This is a genomic window from Paenibacillus sp. CCS19 (genome assembly GCF_033239625.1).
Lineage (GTDB): Bacteria > Bacillota > Bacilli > Paenibacillales > Paenibacillaceae > Paenibacillus_T.
The window spans coordinates 15275-31317 of the sequence record NZ_BTCK01000038.1 but is presented as its reverse complement, the minus strand read 5'-3'; the positions used below and the strand labels follow the sequence as shown (position 1 = coordinate 31317).

Here is a 16043-nt window from a genome sequence, read left to right as displayed (position 1 = left end):
ATTATACTTGTTCTTTATAGAAAATAAGAAGCCCAACACCTCTTGTAAAGTGTTGGGCTTCTTATTTTGTAAGTGCACTCCTATTTAACTTCTGAAAGCTCGCTTTCCGTTACCCATTTGTGGTTTTTGACTGGTTCCCCACCAGTAGCCGGCGTATAATCCACCACATACACGGTTGTTTGCTCGACAGAATCAATCGTTGCCTTTGCTCCATCCATACCCTTCATATGGTCAGCCGCAAGCGTTACCTCATCGCCTTTAACGAATGGCGTATCGCCCGCATTCATTATTTCCTCTTGAACAACCCACTTATGATTCGTAACCTTGTCCCCACCTGTTGTCGGAACATAGGAAACGGTATAAACCGTAGTGTCGAATGCTCCAACGATGGTTGCAGTCGCGCCTTTCATGCCTGGCATATGGTCATCGAGTATGACGGCTTGACTTCCGACTTTAAATTTTGGATCATTGGCATCTTTTAGCCCAGCAGGAAGCTTATCCGAAGATGAATGTTTCATATCCATCCCTGAATTGTCCATATTCATTCCCTGCCCGTTGTTGTTAACGGTCTGTCCTTGATCCGAGCTGTTGCCACAAGCGCTTAACGCAATAGCTAGGATTACAGTGGTACCGAGTAAAGCTATCTTCTTTTTCATTCCCATTAACCCCTTCCAAAGGTGATGTTCTAATCTCCTTTCATTCTAATAAACAGTTGTGTAGATCTTGTGAGAGACATCACGGTGATTTAGGGAAATGAAACTCGACCTTGGTTCCTATGCCCGTCTCGCTGTGGATTTCGATATTGCCTTTATGGGCTTCAACTAACTTTTTTACAATCGTTAATCCAATTCCGCTCCCCCCGGATTTTCGGTCTCGGGACTTGTCCGCACGATAGAAGCGTTCAAAAACAAACGCGAGTTCTTTGTTATCCATTCCGATTCCGGTATCCGAGATTGAAACACTAACCATGTGGTGCTTCTCCGTTACCGCAACGGTAACTCTTCCGCCTGCGGGAGTGAATTTCAAGGCATTGCTGAGTAGATTAACCACAATTTGCCCGAAACGCATTTTATCGATAGAGGCTTGAACCTGTCCTTGATCTTGGAATGACAAGGCTACTCCTTTTTTCTCAAAGGCAGCTTGGTTTGCTCTTATATGATGTCGAACTAAAGAATGAATGTTCTCCTCATTGAGAATCAGTTTGAAGTTCGGTGATTCCACCTCTGTCAATTGTTCCAAATCGCCAACCAAGAATCGGAGACGCTCGATCTCTTCAAAACATGACTCCAACCGCTTAGGCGTTGGTTCCCAAACCCCTTCGATCATGGCTTCCATATGGCTCTTTAACGTTGCAAGTGGCGTTCTTAATTCGTGGGCTGCATCGGCCGTCATCGTTTTACGAAGCTGCTGTTGAAGCACCAATTGCTCGGCCAAATGATTAAGTGAATGACCAAGGTCAGCCAATTCGTCTTTGCCGTTTACTGCCGTACGGGAAGTAAGCTCGCCTTTGGCCATTCGTTCAGCAACACTTTTCATCTGGATAAGCGGCGCCGTTATTCGTTGTGCCACAAAGAGGCTAATCACAATCGCAAGCACGATACCGAGTATTGCAGTCCATATAACGGATTGAACAAGCGCCTGCTCAAAATGCATATCAAACGCTGAAGTGGAAGTCATATTGAGATCTTGTGATTGATGCCGATACATCGTTAGATGATAGTGTGTTTCAAGCAGAAACGTGATCGTTGAAATAATGAGAACACCAGAAGCAATGGCAATGCACGCTATTGCGATTCGCGCGTACAACCCTTTCATGCAGAGTCGCCTCCTGCAAACCGATAACCTACAGCAAAGACGGTTATGACGTACTCAGGCTTTTTAGGGTCGGACTCAATCTTTTGTCTTAAATTCTTCACATGCTGATCAATTGCTCGAGCATCACCTTCGAAATCGAATCCAAGCACCTTCTCAATCAGTTCTTCCCGCGAAAAGATTCTGCCTGGATGTCTTGCAAAAGTTTGCAGCAATCGATATTCATTAGGTGTTAGGCTTACGGGGCTGCCGCTTTTATAAACTTCATGCTTGGAAGGACGGAGAATCAGATCCCCATCCTTAAACGATAAGGTCTCGGCAAGTACGGCATCATCTTGTGCTCGCCGTAAATTTGCCTTCACTCTGGCAATCAGTTCGCGCGTACTAAAAGGTTTCAATACGTAGTCGTCTGCACCTAACGTTAATCCTTGAATACGATCCTCTTCCGTTACCTTAGCTGTTAACATAATAATGGGTATAGTAGAAAACTGCCGAATGGATTTGCAAACCTCAACCCCTGACAAGTCCGGGAGCATGAGATCCAATATGACAAGATCGATGTTTCCGTTGCGAACTAGCTCGAGTGCTTGGAGTCCTTTATCCGTTTCTATTGTTCTGAATCCATCCATTTGTAAATAGGAGACGACGACCTCTCGGATTTTCTCTTCATCATCTACCATCAATATGGTTTTCATTTAAACCCCCGAATAATATCAATCAATTTGCAATAACTTCATGCAGCTTATCTATTGAGATCCGTCTGATAAATTTGTTGAACTTCTCTTTGTTTTTTCCGTTCATTTGAAAATACGTAATGAGCTTGTGCACCGTATTCATCATATGTTCCGCATCTGCCCCCGTAATAAACAATTCTGCAAAGGCAGGTTTCAATGATTTGGGATCCCCGCCGATATAGATATCGAATGTATCGCGCATTTTGACGACCCCGATATCTTTGAGCAAAGGCTCGCTCGTCCCAAGGGCACAACCAGCGTAACCGATTTTCACGGGCGACGGTGTTGTTATTCCTGCAATCATGTCGTTTAGCTTTTCTGCAATCGCAAGTCCGGCATCTTCAGCGCCACGACAAAAGTTACAGGTTATAAGGCTTTTTGTAACAAATCCTGCGGGGTATACTTCAAGCCCTTTTGCCGCTAGCTTTCTCTTTACTTCTTCCAAACGTTCCTCTTCCAGTTCAACATACAATTGCTTGAAGGTTGTGAGCTCAATTCTAGCGCTCTCCCCAATAACCGACCCAATGAGTGCAAGTTGTTCAGGTTTAAAAAGGGTCCCTCCTATTTCGAAGCCAGGTGTGACCGCAATTTTCATCATCCCCATGTAATCCTCTCCTCAATAGAAATTTATTCATACGATATTTACTTGGCATTGTTCTGTAATGTACCCTTGGGGGGTATGTTTTGACCCGAAGAAAAAGGATTAAGGACATCGTGATGCGACATAGTTTTTTAATTGATCTGAATGATGACCTTTTCGTTCATTGCTATCGATGTGGAAGCATTCAACCTGCTCTTGTTCATGTTGCGCCATGGAATCACTCCCCAGAACAAAGATAACATACCCCGTGGGGGTATGTTAAGTGGGTAAATGTATATTTTCAGAACTTCGTTATTTCATTGGGTAATCCCGCTGCGATCGATTCGATTGTATCTATCTCAAATCCATTTTTTTAAGTCCTTGAAGTCTCGCATCTTTAACCTTCGCAATGTCAATCGCCTTTCCATTAATTACGACTGAAGGAAGCACCTGAATGCCATACAACTTTGTTCTTTCGATCGTTTCGCTAGATGCATGACTTTGATTCAAGTTATAGACAAAGACGTCACATTTGGAACAAGCTAACTCTTGTACTTGTTTGACCATTTCCTCGCACAAGAATGTACCTGCTGTGAAAACCTCGATTCTAGCCATTTTTCATTCCTCCTTCCGCTAGATGTTGAATAATAACACATTCATTTTTAGTCGGAATAGTATCGCGATTAGGCCGGTTTACGACCATTTCTAAAATGGACTTAAATCTATTTAATTGATTCATTTTCTCTTCAATCTGATAGATTTTATCTTTAGCAAACAGATACATTTCCTCGATTGGGAAGTACTCGTCACTTCTGTATATCGATAAGAGCCTTTTGATTTCTTCTAATGTGAATCCTATATCCTGCGCGCGCTTAATTAATCGAATATCATCCACCGTATCTGATGTGAAAATCCTATATCCTGATGTGTTTCTGGAGGACTGGGGTAATAGTCCACGCTTTTCGTAATAACGAATGGTCTCGACATTGATACCTGCTGCCTTCGCTACTTGGCTAACTGTTAATCCTTCCACAATTCACCTCCTCCTTTTGTGATTATAAACCTCTGACTTAGGTACAGGGTCAAGGGGCTACTCTTAAAATAAAAAAATGCCGCAAATATGCGGCAATCTTTCGTTTGTTATAAGTTCAACTCATCCTGCCTTTGTCGGCGCAACCGATCACGCTTCGCTCGGATACTTAAGCCCCCATGGCTCCCGGATCCGGTCCATCGTATCCATGATACGGACCGTCTCATCGACGGTCATGACTTGGCTCTCCTTGCGACCCTCGCGCAGGCACTCCATCGCCTCAATCGCCTGGAAGAAGTGGCCGGACGGTTCGAGCTCGTGCTTGAAGACGACCGGCTCTTCCCCATTCACATGCAGCGTTGCGGCTTTGGCGAATAGGAATCCCGGAATTTCGATCCGCCCTTTCGTGCCGTAGATGACGGCCTCGTTGGTCATAGACAGTCGTACCGAGCCGTGAAGGGAGGCGGTGCGGCCGCCGCCGTATTCGAACAGCAGCGAGAACTGCTCATCCACGCCTGTCTCGCCGATCAGGGCAGAACTCGAGATCTTAGAAGGCTGCTCTCCGCCAAATACCATCGACGCGAACGACACCGGGTAGATACCGGCATCGAGCAGCGTGCCGCCGCCCATTTCTTTGTTCAGCAACCGCCCTTCGGGATTCCAGCCCGCGTCGAAGCCGAACTCGGCCTTCACGATGCGCACGTCGCCGATCACGCCGCTGTCCAGCCACTCCCGCACTTTGACGATCGCGGGCAGGTAGCGCGTCCACATCGCTTCCATTAGGAATAGGCCTTTCTCACGAGCCAGGTCAGCAATCTCCTTAGCCTCGGCTGCGTTGATCGTAAACGGCTTCTCGCAAAGCACGGACTTGCCGCCGCGCAGCAGCGTCAGCGCGTTCTCTTTATGTATCGGGTGAAGCGTGCCGATGTAGACGATCTCGACGTCCGGATCGGCCGCGAGCTCTTCGCAGCTGCCATATGCGCGAGGGATGCCGAATTTATTGGCGAAAGCCTGCGCCTTGTCGAGCGAGCGTCCCGCGACGGCGACGAGCTCAGCGCCCGGCGCGTGCGGCAGCTCCGTAGCGAAGTTGTCCGAGATGCCTCCCGGTCCCATGATGCCCCATTTCACGATGCGTTGTTCTGCCATGTTAATTCTCCTTTACCACTCAGATAACTCTACCATAACCGATTCGAAGTCGATTGCAAAGCGTTTCGGGCAAACGAATTCGGCAAAAATAAGCAAGTTTTATTCTCTTCTCGCTGCCAATTCTTAGGCAGCGATGCTTTCCTGTATTGCCCGACCGTTTAACGGTTTGCGATTTCATGCGACTGCAGCAGCATAACACCAAGCTAAGAGACACCTGGTGAATGCTTTATAATGCACTCTCAGGTTACATTCAAGATAATGTTCTTTAGTTCTTTCAGAGTCTTGATTCGATAGCTGGCCTGTGAGAAATCATGCGTGTGTGTGAATTCGTTATGGACAATTACGCAGTCGATACCGGCCGCCACGGCGGAGTTCAACCCTCTGCTTGAATCTTCTACAATCAGTGTCTCTCCTTTCGCAGCTCCGAAGCGCTTCAGGCCGGTCAAGTAGGGTTCCGGGTGCGGCTTGCTGTGCTCATAGTCTTCGCGAACAAGAACGAAATCCATGAATTGCACAATCTGACGATTCTCATGAATAAGTTGAAAATCCGCACGTTTGGCAGTCGTCACGATCGCCATGCGGACGTACTTGGACAGCTCGGCTAGCGTTTCGACTACGCCTTCAATCTCTATGGCTTCTCTTCTTAGGTATTCCTGATAATAGACGTTGCGGACCTCGCGCTGCTTTCCTATGGTCTGTTCATCAATACCTGCCGCTCTAGCTTGCGACCAAGTACCGAATGACTGGGTCATGTCGCGGAGATATTGATCTTTATCCAAGGTAAATCCAATGTCAGCCAGAGCGCGCTCACCTGCTTTGTAATACCAGAATTCAGTATCAACCAGAACACCATCATGATCGAAGAGGATGTACTTTTTCATGGATTCGTTCTCCTTTGTCAGCTGCAGCAGCCATGTGAGTCATTATGTGCCGTTGATTACCCATAAGTTTAGCACGAACTGGATAATCATGGTCCCTATTTTATAGCTTGAAACAGTTTGATTGTAGCGAAATATACTCGAGTACTGGATTTGTGGATACAATGAAAAAAAAGCATCTCTACCTAATTCTTAGGCAGCGATGCTTTCCCTTCTTGTACGGCCGTTCAACCGGTCCGCGATATCGCGCAGCTCTTGCAGAATAACGTCAAGCTCGGAGCGCAATTGATGGAGCTCTTCCATGCATTGCGCCTGAAGACGGTTCATTGCGTCTTCGTTCAAATTCCCCATACGAATCTGGTACATCATCTTGTTCTGCATCGTCTCACTGTCGCTGATTCGGAATGCGGGCATTCTTGCAGGTTCCTGCTGCTTTGGTGTAATCATCGTTAATAGGCTCCCTTAACTGTTTTTTACATTATAGAAGCCCAGTATTAACGACATATTCAGACAATGTTTACGCAGTGTAAGAATTTGCCCAAACGTAACCTTATTCCCTCGCTTATCCGTCTACCCCAACCGCTCTTATCGAATGACGGTTTACCGGTATATTCAGTCCCAGATTGCCGCGCAAAGTGTTGTGCTCATATTCGGTGCGATAGATTCCTCTTTGCTGCAGAATGGGGACAACGTGTTTGACAAAATCCTCTAATGAGGTCGGCGTCACCGACTGGATCAGGAAGCCGTCTGCCGCCCTCTCCTCGAACCAGACTTGAATCAGATCAGCGATGTGCTCCGGCGTCCCGACGAACTCGCCTGGTGGCATCACCGCGTGATACGCAGTCTCTCGCAGCGTCAACCTCTTCTCTGCAGCGATCCGCTTGATTCGATCTGTTGCACCTTTAAAGCTGTTCGATCCCAAATCGCCCAACTCCGGAAACGGTTCGTCCAGCGAATACTGTGAAAAGTCATGGTGATCAAAAAATCTGCCGAGATGGTCCAATGCAGCCTCAACGGTAACAAGGTTCGCGATTTCATCGCGCATTCGTTCCGCTTCCTCCCTGGTGCTTCCTACAATTACTCCAATGCCGTGCATAATCTTAACGTCATCTTCCGATCGCCCGTATGCCTTAACACGATCTTTGACGTCCTTGTAATAGGCCTTTGCTTTCTCGATATTCTCGTGTTCCGTCAATACGGCATCCGCGGATTTGGCAGCTAAATTTCGGCCGGCGTCCGACGTTCCTGCCTGAAAGATGACGGGGTGGCCTTGCCGAGAACGGGCGATGTTGAGCGGTCCCTGTACGGAGAAATACTCACCTTCGTGGTTCAGTAGGTGCAGCTTCGATCTATCGAAGAATATTCCGGTTTGTTTATTCCGGACAAAAGCATCGTCCTCCCACGAGTCCCAAAGTCCTTTTACGACTTCGAGATGTTCTTCAGCCATACGGTATCGTTCGGCATGATGAGGGTGATCCTTGCCATAATTGCAGGCTGAGCCTTCCAGAGGGGAAGTGACTACGTTCCAGCCGGCTCTGCCGCCGCTGATCTGGTCTAACGATGCGAACTGCCGCGCGGCATTAAAGGGTTCGGAGTACGTCGTGGACAATGTGCCAACGAGTCCGATGCGGCTCGTCGCGGAAGCAAGTGCGGAGAGAATTGTGATCGGTTCGAACCGATTCAGAAAATGCGGAATGGATTGATCGGTAATATACAGACCGTCAGCTATGAACACCAGGTCGAATTTGCCAGCTTCCGCGATCTGAGCCTGCCCTTGATAGAATGAGATGCTGACGCTTGCGTCTGCTTGTAAATCCGGATGTCTCCATAAGCCGACATGTGCGCCAACGCCTTGAATGATGGCACCTAATTTCAAGGATTTTCTTAATGACATCGGGGGATGCGCTCCTCTCTTTTTCCTGCAAGATGTCTATTTATATTTTTCCAATTAGTTAAATCGGAATTGCTTGTAGAAAGTCTAGCATGATCGTCTCTTAACCGTACATGAGGAAACAAAAGAATATGCCCCCGTTTTACTTTGGAAAGCCAGAATAAGCAGATCAAATGCCTTTAAAATTGCATTTACAAGCAGGCTTCCTTGGCGACAGGCCATTGAGGAACTTCATCATGTTTTTATTAGCATGCCAAGTTCTATACAGGATCAGAGTTAGCAGCTGCGAACTCTGCGACGATTTCTTCCATGTAGATATCTTGTTCTCCGACATAATAATTTGAGATATCATCCTGCAAAGCTGGGATTCTAGGGTCATTGATAAAAGCATCTAAAGCTTCTTGGGATTCAAAATACAAATTGAAAATAAATGAATACGGTGCGGGAATGCCGTTTGCCGAAGATAAAACCTTCCTCACCTCGTACTTGGTAGCTCCCATCTCAAGAACGGTTTTCTTAGATAATAGTGGAAGATGCGTATTGAAATAATAGTTTTCATCGAATGGGATCTCTCTTTTATAGCAGAAGGTCAACACGATCATATCATCAGCTCCTTCGGATTATAATGACACTATAAAGCATGACATTAATGGTAGAGTCAACTGTATATAAAAAAGCGAGCAGCGCCGCGTGGGTCTGCTCACTCGATTTTGTTACCGTATATCCATATTGAATAAATCATTAACCGCCTGGTCGAAGAGCTAACTTGCCCACGGTGGATCTAGCTTCCAGTTCGGCTAGCGCTTTCGGGCCGTCGCTCAGATCAAATAGGGTTGGTTGACCCGGGGTGTACACTCCGGCCTCTATAAGCGTGAACAGCTCCTCCATTAATTCGCCGAAGATATCAGGTGTATGCTGTACCACTGCCCCGATGTGAAGTCCGATAAGATGAATTTGTTGTTTGAATATGAGTTCCCAGTTCGTAATCCCTGCATCTCCGCTCGCTGCGCCGAATACGACGACCCGTCCGGTTACCCGTTTGGCTGCCGACAAGCTGGCGCCGAAGGTATTCCCTCCTACCGACTCCAGCACCAGATCGACGCCCTTCCCATCGGTCAACTCTAGGATCTCTGCCGTGATGTCACGATTGCGATAGTCAATAATGTGGTCGGCGCCAAGTTGCTGTACGATTGCGTGTTTGTTAGGAGAAGCTGTTGCAATGACAGTTGCACCGTAATGCTTAGCCATCTTCACTGCGGCCTGACCAACTCCTCCGGCTGCGGCGTGGATTAACACGGTTTCCCCTGCAGCGATTCGTCCTAATGGCTTGAGGGCCGCTAACGCAGTCGCCCAGTTAAGAATCAATCCAAGCGATTGCTCCTCTGTCCAGCCAGCTGGCACGGGCACGACCCCGGCAGCGGATAATATCATGTATTCGGCGTATGCACCATATCCACTGCCGATGACGCGAGTACCTAACGCTAGGCCGTTGGTCCCCTCGCCCAGCGCGACGATTATGCCAGCGGCTTCGAATCCCGCCAAGTAAGGCGCCTCTGGGCCATTGTGGTATGTACCTCGGGTTTGCATAACGTCAGCGAAATTGATGCCTGCTGCTGTGACTTGAATGAGAACTTCTCCCGGACCAGGTGTAGGGACGGATGCGTTCGTAATCAGACGCATGTCCTCTGGGCCGTTTTTGGTCGTCTGCTGAAGAGCTCGCATAGTGGAGGGAATGTTCATGGTTATCGACTTCCTTTCCTCTGCTTGCTTTAGTTGTTGAGCTTAGGATGACATACCTAGATATCGCAATTAACATCTTATTCCAATTGAATGCTGTGAACAAGTGTCTTTATAACGATGTACGGGCAGTACCGCACGACCCACCTATTTACAATGTTTGCCCTGTTGTGGTACTCTTGTTTCTATAGTTTTCGAAATACATTCGATAAGGCGGTGAGAACCCATGGTCGAGGACAACGAGGAAGTCAAACAGGCGGTGAAAGTGTACAAAGCACTCGGGGAACCGACCCGGATCAAAATAGCGATGCTTCTTACGGAAGAGATGAATCTCTGCTGCTCCGACATCAGCAGCAAGCTCGAGTCCGTTGCCGGTTCCACATTGTCGCACCACTTGAAACAGCTTACGGAATGCGGCCTTCTTACGATGCGCAAGGATGGCACGTACATTTATTACAGCGTCAATAAAGAAGTCGCACAGAAGTATGCCCCGTATTTACTGGGGTAGTCGTTTTTTTGCCTTATATTTCGATATATTTAGAAATACGAAAATATTATATAGAGAAGAAAAGCGGATAAGGAGCTGGAACATATGTCTTATCATTTGAAAATTTATATACTTGCTTTAGTCAGCTTTCTAGTCGGTACATCCGAATTCATCATTGCAGGCATTCTGGATCAAGTATCGGATGATATCGGCGTCTCGGTCGCAGCTGCAGGCCAGCTCATCACCGTATTCTCCCTCGCTTATGCGTTCGGGACACCCTTCCTGATGGCGGTCGCTGCCAGAATCGATCGCAAAAGGCTCATGCTGTACGCTCTCGTGATATTCATCATCGGCAACGTCGGGGCCTACTTGTTCTCCGGCTTCGGCGCTCTCATCGTCTCTCGCGTTATCGTAGCGCTCAGCAGCGGCGTATTCGTTGTCACGGCGCTTACAGTCGCTGCGAAACTCGCGCCGGCGGAGAAACAGGGCAGCGCCATTGCTACGCTCGTCATGGGATTCAGTACGGCGCTGATTGTCGGCGTACCGCTTGGCCGGTTAGTCGCTTCCGCCTATGACTGGGAGGTCGTTTTCGCTGGCATCGGACTGGTAGGACTGCTTGCACTGCTGCTTATTGCCTTCACGATTCCTAAGACGGATGGTGAACAGCCGGTACCGCTGCGCGACCAGCTGAAGCTGCTCAAGAATCGCCGAATCGTCGTCGGGCTCGGCATAACGTTCTTCTGGATTGGCGGATACTCCATCACCTACACGTATATTTCCCCTTTCCTACTTGATATTACAGGGATGAGCGAGAAATTAGTCAGTATCTCATTGTTCGCGTTCGGTATTGCCAGTCTGATTGGTTCCAAGTTGGGCGGCTTCAGCACCGATCATTGGGGATACAAGCGCACGCTGGTCACCGGCATGTTATTCCATGCAGCCTGGCTGATCGTAATTTCGTTCGCTGCCCATTCGCAGGGGCTTATGTTCGTACTGCTCATCCTCTGGTCCTTCTCCGCTTGGTCGTCAGGTCCAACGCAGCAGTATCATCTAATCTCGCTCGCACCCGAAGCGACCAGCATCATGTTGAGTCTGAACACATCCGTCGTACAGCTGGCTATGGCTGCCGGTGCGGGCATCGGCGGCATTGTTGTGGAAGGTGCTTCATTGACCGCCGTTACCTGGATCGGCGCCGCAGGCGTGGCCATGGCTGCTATCATGTCAGCTGCGGCTTTCGGTTACTTCCGCGTCGGCACGACTTCTCGGGCAGCACACAAGGATGTTCACGCAGAGAAGATCAGCCCTTAAGCATCAAGGGCAAGGTTTAATCTAAAATAAAAAGGACCCGCACAAATGGCAAGATTACTCGCCATTGCACGGGTCCTTTCATCATTTCTTCAATTATCGCAGCTATTTCCAAAACGATTATTGTACGGCTTTCTTCCAATCGGCAGCGAATTTCTCCAAACCTTGATCCGTCAGCGGGTGCTTCGAGATTTGCTCGATGACCGAGAATGGAATCGTCGCGATGTGCGCACCAGCCATAGCAACGCGCGTTACGTGGTCTGGGTGACGAACGGACGCCGCGATGATTTGCGTGTCCAGATTATGCGTGCGGAACAGCTCAGCCACTTTGGAAACGAGCAGCACGCCGTCTTCCGAAATGTCGTCCAAACGGCCGAGGAACGGCGACACATACGTTGCGCCTGCACGAGAAGCCAGAAGCGCTTGGTTGACCGTGAAGATCAGTGTAACATTCGTCTTCACGCCTTTCTTGCTCAAGTAACGGCAAGCTTCGAGACCTGCGAGCGTCATCGGCAGCTTGATCGTAATGTTTTTATCGTAATCGTTGATTTTGATCAATTCTTCCGCCTGAGCGATCATTTCATCTGCGGTCAGCGCATCCGGTGTTACTTCCGCGGAGACGGACTCGACTTCAGGAACTTCGCGCAAGATTTCGGCGATACGGTCTTCAAATTTTACGCCCTCTTTGGCTACAAGGGATGGATTCGTCGTAACGCCGGACAGGACGCCGATTTTGTACGCCTTCTTAATGTCCGACAGGTTAGCAGTATCGATGAAAAATTTCATGATCATTACCTCCGATAAGTGATAGTTTAGTTTATATGGTTAATTAAGCAGGTCTTTCGCTAGGCGAACGACATTGCTTACCGAGAAACCGAAGTAATCCAAGACATCCTGACTAGCTCCCGACGCGCCGAACGTATCGATCGACAAGCTGCGGCCGTCTGGTCCTGTGTAACGCTCCCAGCCAAGCGAAATGCCGGCTTCGATCGACAGACGCTTCGTAACGCTGCCTGGCAGCACCGATTGCTTGTATTCGCTCGACTGACGGTTGAACAATTCCATGCTTGGCATCGCCACAACGCGTACGGACACATTGTCCTTCTCCAGCTCAGCCTTCGCGTTCACGGCCAGCGAAACCTCCGAGCCTGTCCCGATCAGGATCACATCCGGGCGGTCATTCGTTTCTGTCAGCACGTATGCGCCTTTGCTGACATTAGCGACGTTCGCTTTCGTTGAATCGTATACCGGAAGATTCTGACGGCTCAGAATGAGCGCGACCGGACCATCGTTCTGCTGCAAGGCATATGCCCAAGCACTCGCTGTTTCGTTCGCATCGGAAGGACGGATGACCGTAAGGCCCGGAATCGTCCGCAGCGCGGTCAAGTGCTCGACCGGTTCATGCGTCGGTCCGTCTTCGCCGACCGCAACCGAATCGTGCGTGAAGACGTACGTCACAGGCAGCTTCTGCAGCGCAGCCAGACGGATAGATGGCCGCAAATAGTCGCTAAACACGAAGAACGTGCTGACGAACGGTTTGACGCCGCCATGCAAGGCCATGCCGTTGCCGGCTGCGCCCATCGCATGTTCGCGGACGCCGAAGTATACATTGCGTCCCGCATAGGAATCGATGGCAAACTTAGGTTCGCCGGAAATATCCGTCATCGTCGAGTGCGACAAATCTGCACTGCCGCCGAAGATCGACGGAACTTGCTTGATGTAGTGGTTGATTGCATTGCCGCTCGCCACGCGGGTCGAGACGGATTTGGACGAATCGAACGTCAGAATGTCAGCAGCGTCGATCGTGAACGTACCGTTGACGACGCGTTCAAACTCGGCGCCAAGCACAAGATGCTGCGCTTTATAAGCGCCCACCAGCTCGTTCCATGCCGCTTCTTTGGATTCGCCTTGTTTCTTCAATGCGTCGAAATGCTTACGCACATCGTCTGGCACGATGAACTCTTCTTCATAAGGCCAGCCGTACACTTTCTTCGTCGCAAGCCCTTCTTCTTTGCCGATCGGAGCGCCATGCACCTTGTGCGTGCCTGCGCCTTTGCTGCCGTAGCCGATAATGGTCCGAACCTCGATCAGCGTCGGCTGTGTTTCGTTCTGTTTCGCTGCTGCAAGCGCATCGACGATTTGGGCGATGTCGTTGCCGTCCTCGACCCGCAGATACTGCCAGTTGGCCGATTCTGCGCGCTTCTGCATTTGCTCGCCGAAGGAGAGGTTCAAGTCGCCGTCGAGCGAGATGTCGTTGGAATCGTACAGCACTATTAACTTGCCCAATTTCATATGGCCCGCCATCGACATCGCTTCATACGAGATGCCTTCCATCAAGCATCCGTCGCCAACGAGCGCATACGTATGATGATCGACGACCGGGAAGCCATCCTGATTGAACTTCGCAGCGAGATGCGCTTCTGCCATTGCCATGCCGACTGCCATCGCAATCCCTTGACCGAGCGGACCCGTTGTCGCATCGACCCCATCCGTATGCCCGAATTCAGGATGTCCTGGCGTCAAGCTGTTCAGCTTGCGGAATTGCTTCAGATCTTCGATCGATACACGGTAGCCGGACAGATGCAGCAAGCTGTATAGCAATGCAGATCCGTGGCCCGCGGACAATACGAACCGATCGCGATTGAACCACTTGGCATTCGAAGGGTTGTGATTAAGCTGTTTGCCCCAGAGCGCGTACGCCATCGGCGCGGCGCCCATCGGCAGTCCAGGATGTCCGGAGTTGGCGGCGTTGATCGCATCGATGGACAACGTCCGAATCGTATCGACAGCCAGTTGATCAATGGATTGCGTGATAGGCATAGTTAGCTGCTCCTTCTTTCGTTTCAATTTGTTGTTTCGGTCGGGATGGCTGCTCGGGCTCGGAATCGAACCGCCAACGGAAGCCGTCCTGTGCCAGCAGCTCGTCGCTTGCGGACGGTCCATAGCTGCCCGCCTCGTACGGATAGAGCGGCACGAGATTGTCCGCGAACGCGTCCAAGATCGGCTGCACCCATTTCCATGCCAGCTCCACCTCGTCCCAGTGCGCGAAGAACGTCGGATCGCCATTAAGCGCATCGCCGATTAAGTTCTCGTACGCTTCCGGCACGTCTTGTTCGCTAGAATGGAAGTTAATGTTCATCGGCTTGAATTCGTCTTTATTGTGCAAATCTCTCGTATTCAACTGCAGGGTGATGCCTTCGTTCGGACTGATCTCGAACACGAGAAGATTCGGCAGCTTGCTCTCGTCGTTTGCCAGCGAGGGCTGTTTCAACGGATCCTTGAATTCGATCACGATCCGAGTCGATTTCTCCTTCATCCGCTTGCCCGTGCGAATATAGAACGGCACACCGCGCCAGAAGTAATTATCAATCTCCAATTTGGCGGCGATGAACGTATCGTTCGTCGAGCTTGCTGCAATGCCCGGTTCAGAGGTATAGCCGACGACCGGCTTCCCTTGAATCGTTCCTTCTGTGTATTGACCGCGAATCACTTGGGCGGCTACGTTCTCTATCGTAAGCGGAACGACGTCCTCCATGACTTTCTTCTTGCGCAGCCGAACATCGTCGGATGTGCTGTTATTCGGCAGATGGATCGCCAGCATCATGAGCAGCTGAAGCATATGGTTCTGGAACATGTCTCTTACGGCGCCGACATGATCGTAATAGCCCGCCCGCTCTTCGACGCCGACCGTTTCATTGGCCGAGATCTGCACGTTCGCGATATGGCGGTTCGACCAAAGCGCTTGAAGAACGGGATTCGCCTGCTGCAAAATCTCGAGCTTCTGCACCATAGGCTTGCCGAGGTAATGGTCGATACGGAAAACTTCATGCTCTTCAAAAGACTTGCTCAGCGACTCGTTCAATTCGCGAGCCGACTGCAGATCGTGGCCGAACGGCTTCTCGATTACGAGACGTTTCCAGCCGTTAGCTGCGCCAAGCCCGCTCGCCTTAATATTGTCGGCGATCGTTTCGAAGAACTCGGGCCCTACCGACAAGTAGAACATTCGGTTCGGCGCTGCGCCAAGCGCGGCTTCACGCTGTTCAATTCGCTGCAAGAGCTTAACATAATCCGCTTCGTGGTCAATGTTAAGCACGCTATAGCTGAAAGCACGCAAGAAGCGATTCACCGTTTCGGGATCGTTCGATTCGCGTCTTGAGAAGCTGCGGAGTGCTTGCCGGACGTTCGCACGAAACGTCTCATCGTTCAGATCTCTGCGTCCGAGTCCGAACACGGAGAAGGCTTGCGGCAGCTTGCCGTCAATGAATAAGTTAAACAAGGCTGGATAGATTTTGCGTTTGGCTAGATCCCCTGTCGCCCCGAATAATACAAAAGTAGTTGCATCCATCATGCCAGGACTCCTTTTTCGTAACTTCGTTTGAAGCACTGGTTTCTATTCCCTTTTTCCACTATAATACGAATTGCATCTATACAAGTAATGCTTAT

At 49.6% G+C, this 16043-nt stretch carries 17 protein-coding genes; 2 read left to right on the top strand and 15 right to left on the bottom strand.

Going from position 1 to position 16043, the window contains the following annotated elements; all coding sequences use genetic code 11:
• Positions 1-80: 80 nt before the first annotated feature.
• The 12 genes from SBI19_RS22140 to SBI19_RS22085 all read right to left on the bottom strand — a co-directional run bounded on the left by SBI19_RS22140 (position 81) and on the right by SBI19_RS22085 (position 9811).
• On the bottom strand, positions 81-656 hold the full coding sequence (locus tag SBI19_RS22140; protein ID WP_317971695.1) for a YdhK family protein: 576 nt from the start codon (positions 654-656) through the stop codon (positions 81-83).
• Between the two features lie 79 nt (positions 657-735).
• Complete coding sequence (locus SBI19_RS22135) at positions 736-1815, bottom strand: sensor histidine kinase (protein WP_317971694.1); 1080 nt, start codon at positions 1813-1815, stop codon at positions 736-738.
• Positions 1812-2507, bottom strand: a complete 696-nt coding sequence (locus tag SBI19_RS22130) for a response regulator transcription factor (protein ID WP_317971693.1) — start codon at positions 2505-2507, stop codon at positions 1812-1814. The genes SBI19_RS22135 and SBI19_RS22130 overlap by 4 nt, the downstream gene beginning before the upstream one ends.
• A 22-nt stretch (positions 2508-2529) precedes the next feature.
• Positions 2530-3150: a nitrite/sulfite reductase domain-containing protein gene (locus SBI19_RS22125; protein WP_317971692.1), complete on the bottom strand. Its 621-nt coding sequence runs from the start codon at positions 3148-3150 to the stop codon at positions 2530-2532.
• Between the two features lie 330 nt (positions 3151-3480).
• Positions 3481-3741 (bottom strand): glutaredoxin, encoded by a 261-nt coding sequence (locus tag SBI19_RS22120; protein ID WP_317971691.1) that lies wholly within the window; start codon positions 3739-3741, stop codon positions 3481-3483.
• Positions 3734-4159 carry a MerR family transcriptional regulator gene (locus SBI19_RS22115; RefSeq protein ID WP_317971690.1) on the bottom strand — a complete coding sequence of 142 codons (426 nt, stop codon included), beginning with the start codon at positions 4157-4159 and terminating at the stop codon, positions 3734-3736. The genes SBI19_RS22120 and SBI19_RS22115 overlap by 8 nt, the downstream gene beginning before the upstream one ends.
• 147 nt (positions 4160-4306) lie before the next feature.
• Positions 4307-5302 carry a Gfo/Idh/MocA family protein gene (locus SBI19_RS22110; RefSeq protein WP_317971689.1) on the bottom strand — a complete coding sequence of 332 codons (996 nt, stop codon included), beginning with the start codon at positions 5300-5302 and terminating at the stop codon, positions 4307-4309.
• 239 nt (positions 5303-5541) lie between these two features.
• A complete protein-coding gene (locus SBI19_RS22105) occupies positions 5542-6183 on the bottom strand; it encodes an HAD family hydrolase (protein ID WP_317971688.1) in 642 nt (213 codons plus the stop codon).
• A 189-nt stretch (positions 6184-6372) separates the two neighbouring features.
• On the bottom strand, positions 6373-6627 hold the full coding sequence (locus SBI19_RS22100) for a hypothetical protein (RefSeq protein ID WP_317971687.1): 255 nt from the start codon (positions 6625-6627) through the stop codon (positions 6373-6375).
• A gap of 115 nt (positions 6628-6742) precedes the next feature.
• A complete protein-coding gene (locus SBI19_RS22095) occupies positions 6743-8074 on the bottom strand; it encodes an LLM class flavin-dependent oxidoreductase (RefSeq protein WP_317971686.1) in 1332 nt (443 codons plus the stop codon).
• A 257-nt stretch (positions 8075-8331) separates the two neighbouring features.
• Positions 8332-8673, bottom strand: a complete 342-nt coding sequence (locus tag SBI19_RS22090; protein WP_317971685.1) for an EthD family reductase — start codon at positions 8671-8673, stop codon at positions 8332-8334.
• A gap of 139 nt (positions 8674-8812) precedes the next feature.
• Positions 8813-9811 carry an NADPH:quinone oxidoreductase family protein gene (locus SBI19_RS22085; RefSeq protein WP_317971684.1) on the bottom strand — a complete coding sequence of 333 codons (999 nt, stop codon included), beginning with the start codon at positions 9809-9811 and terminating at the stop codon, positions 8813-8815.
• A gap of 223 nt (positions 9812-10034) precedes the next feature.
• Here SBI19_RS22085 and SBI19_RS22080 point away from each other — a divergent pair, with 223 nt between their 5' ends.
• Both SBI19_RS22080 and SBI19_RS22075 read left to right on the top strand, forming a co-directional pair.
• On the top strand, positions 10035-10316 hold the full coding sequence (locus tag SBI19_RS22080; RefSeq protein WP_317971683.1) for an ArsR/SmtB family transcription factor: 282 nt from the start codon (positions 10035-10037) through the stop codon (positions 10314-10316).
• 84 nt (positions 10317-10400) lie between these two features.
• The gene (locus SBI19_RS22075; RefSeq protein ID WP_317971682.1) at positions 10401-11603 is read left to right on the top strand and encodes an MFS transporter; all 1203 of its coding nucleotides are present in this window, start codon (positions 10401-10403) and stop codon (positions 11601-11603) included.
• A gap of 117 nt (positions 11604-11720) precedes the next feature.
• Here SBI19_RS22075 and fsa read toward each other — a convergent pair whose 3' ends face one another.
• From fsa to zwf, 3 genes are read right to left on the bottom strand one after another with little or no spacing between them, the layout of a single operon-like run.
• Positions 11721-12386, bottom strand: coding sequence for a fructose-6-phosphate aldolase (gene fsa / locus SBI19_RS22070; protein WP_317971681.1), 666 nt, complete (start codon positions 12384-12386; stop codon positions 11721-11723).
• Between the two features lie 39 nt (positions 12387-12425).
• The gene (gene tkt / locus SBI19_RS22065; RefSeq protein WP_483312323.1) at positions 12426-14420 is read right to left on the bottom strand and encodes a transketolase; all 1995 of its coding nucleotides are present in this window, start codon (positions 14418-14420) and stop codon (positions 12426-12428) included.
• Entirely contained in the window at positions 14398-15945 is a 1548-nt protein-coding gene (zwf, locus tag SBI19_RS22060) for a glucose-6-phosphate dehydrogenase (protein WP_317971730.1), read from the bottom strand. Before zwf ends, tkt begins: the two co-directional genes overlap by 23 nt.
• Between the last annotated feature and the right edge of the window lie 98 nt (positions 15946-16043).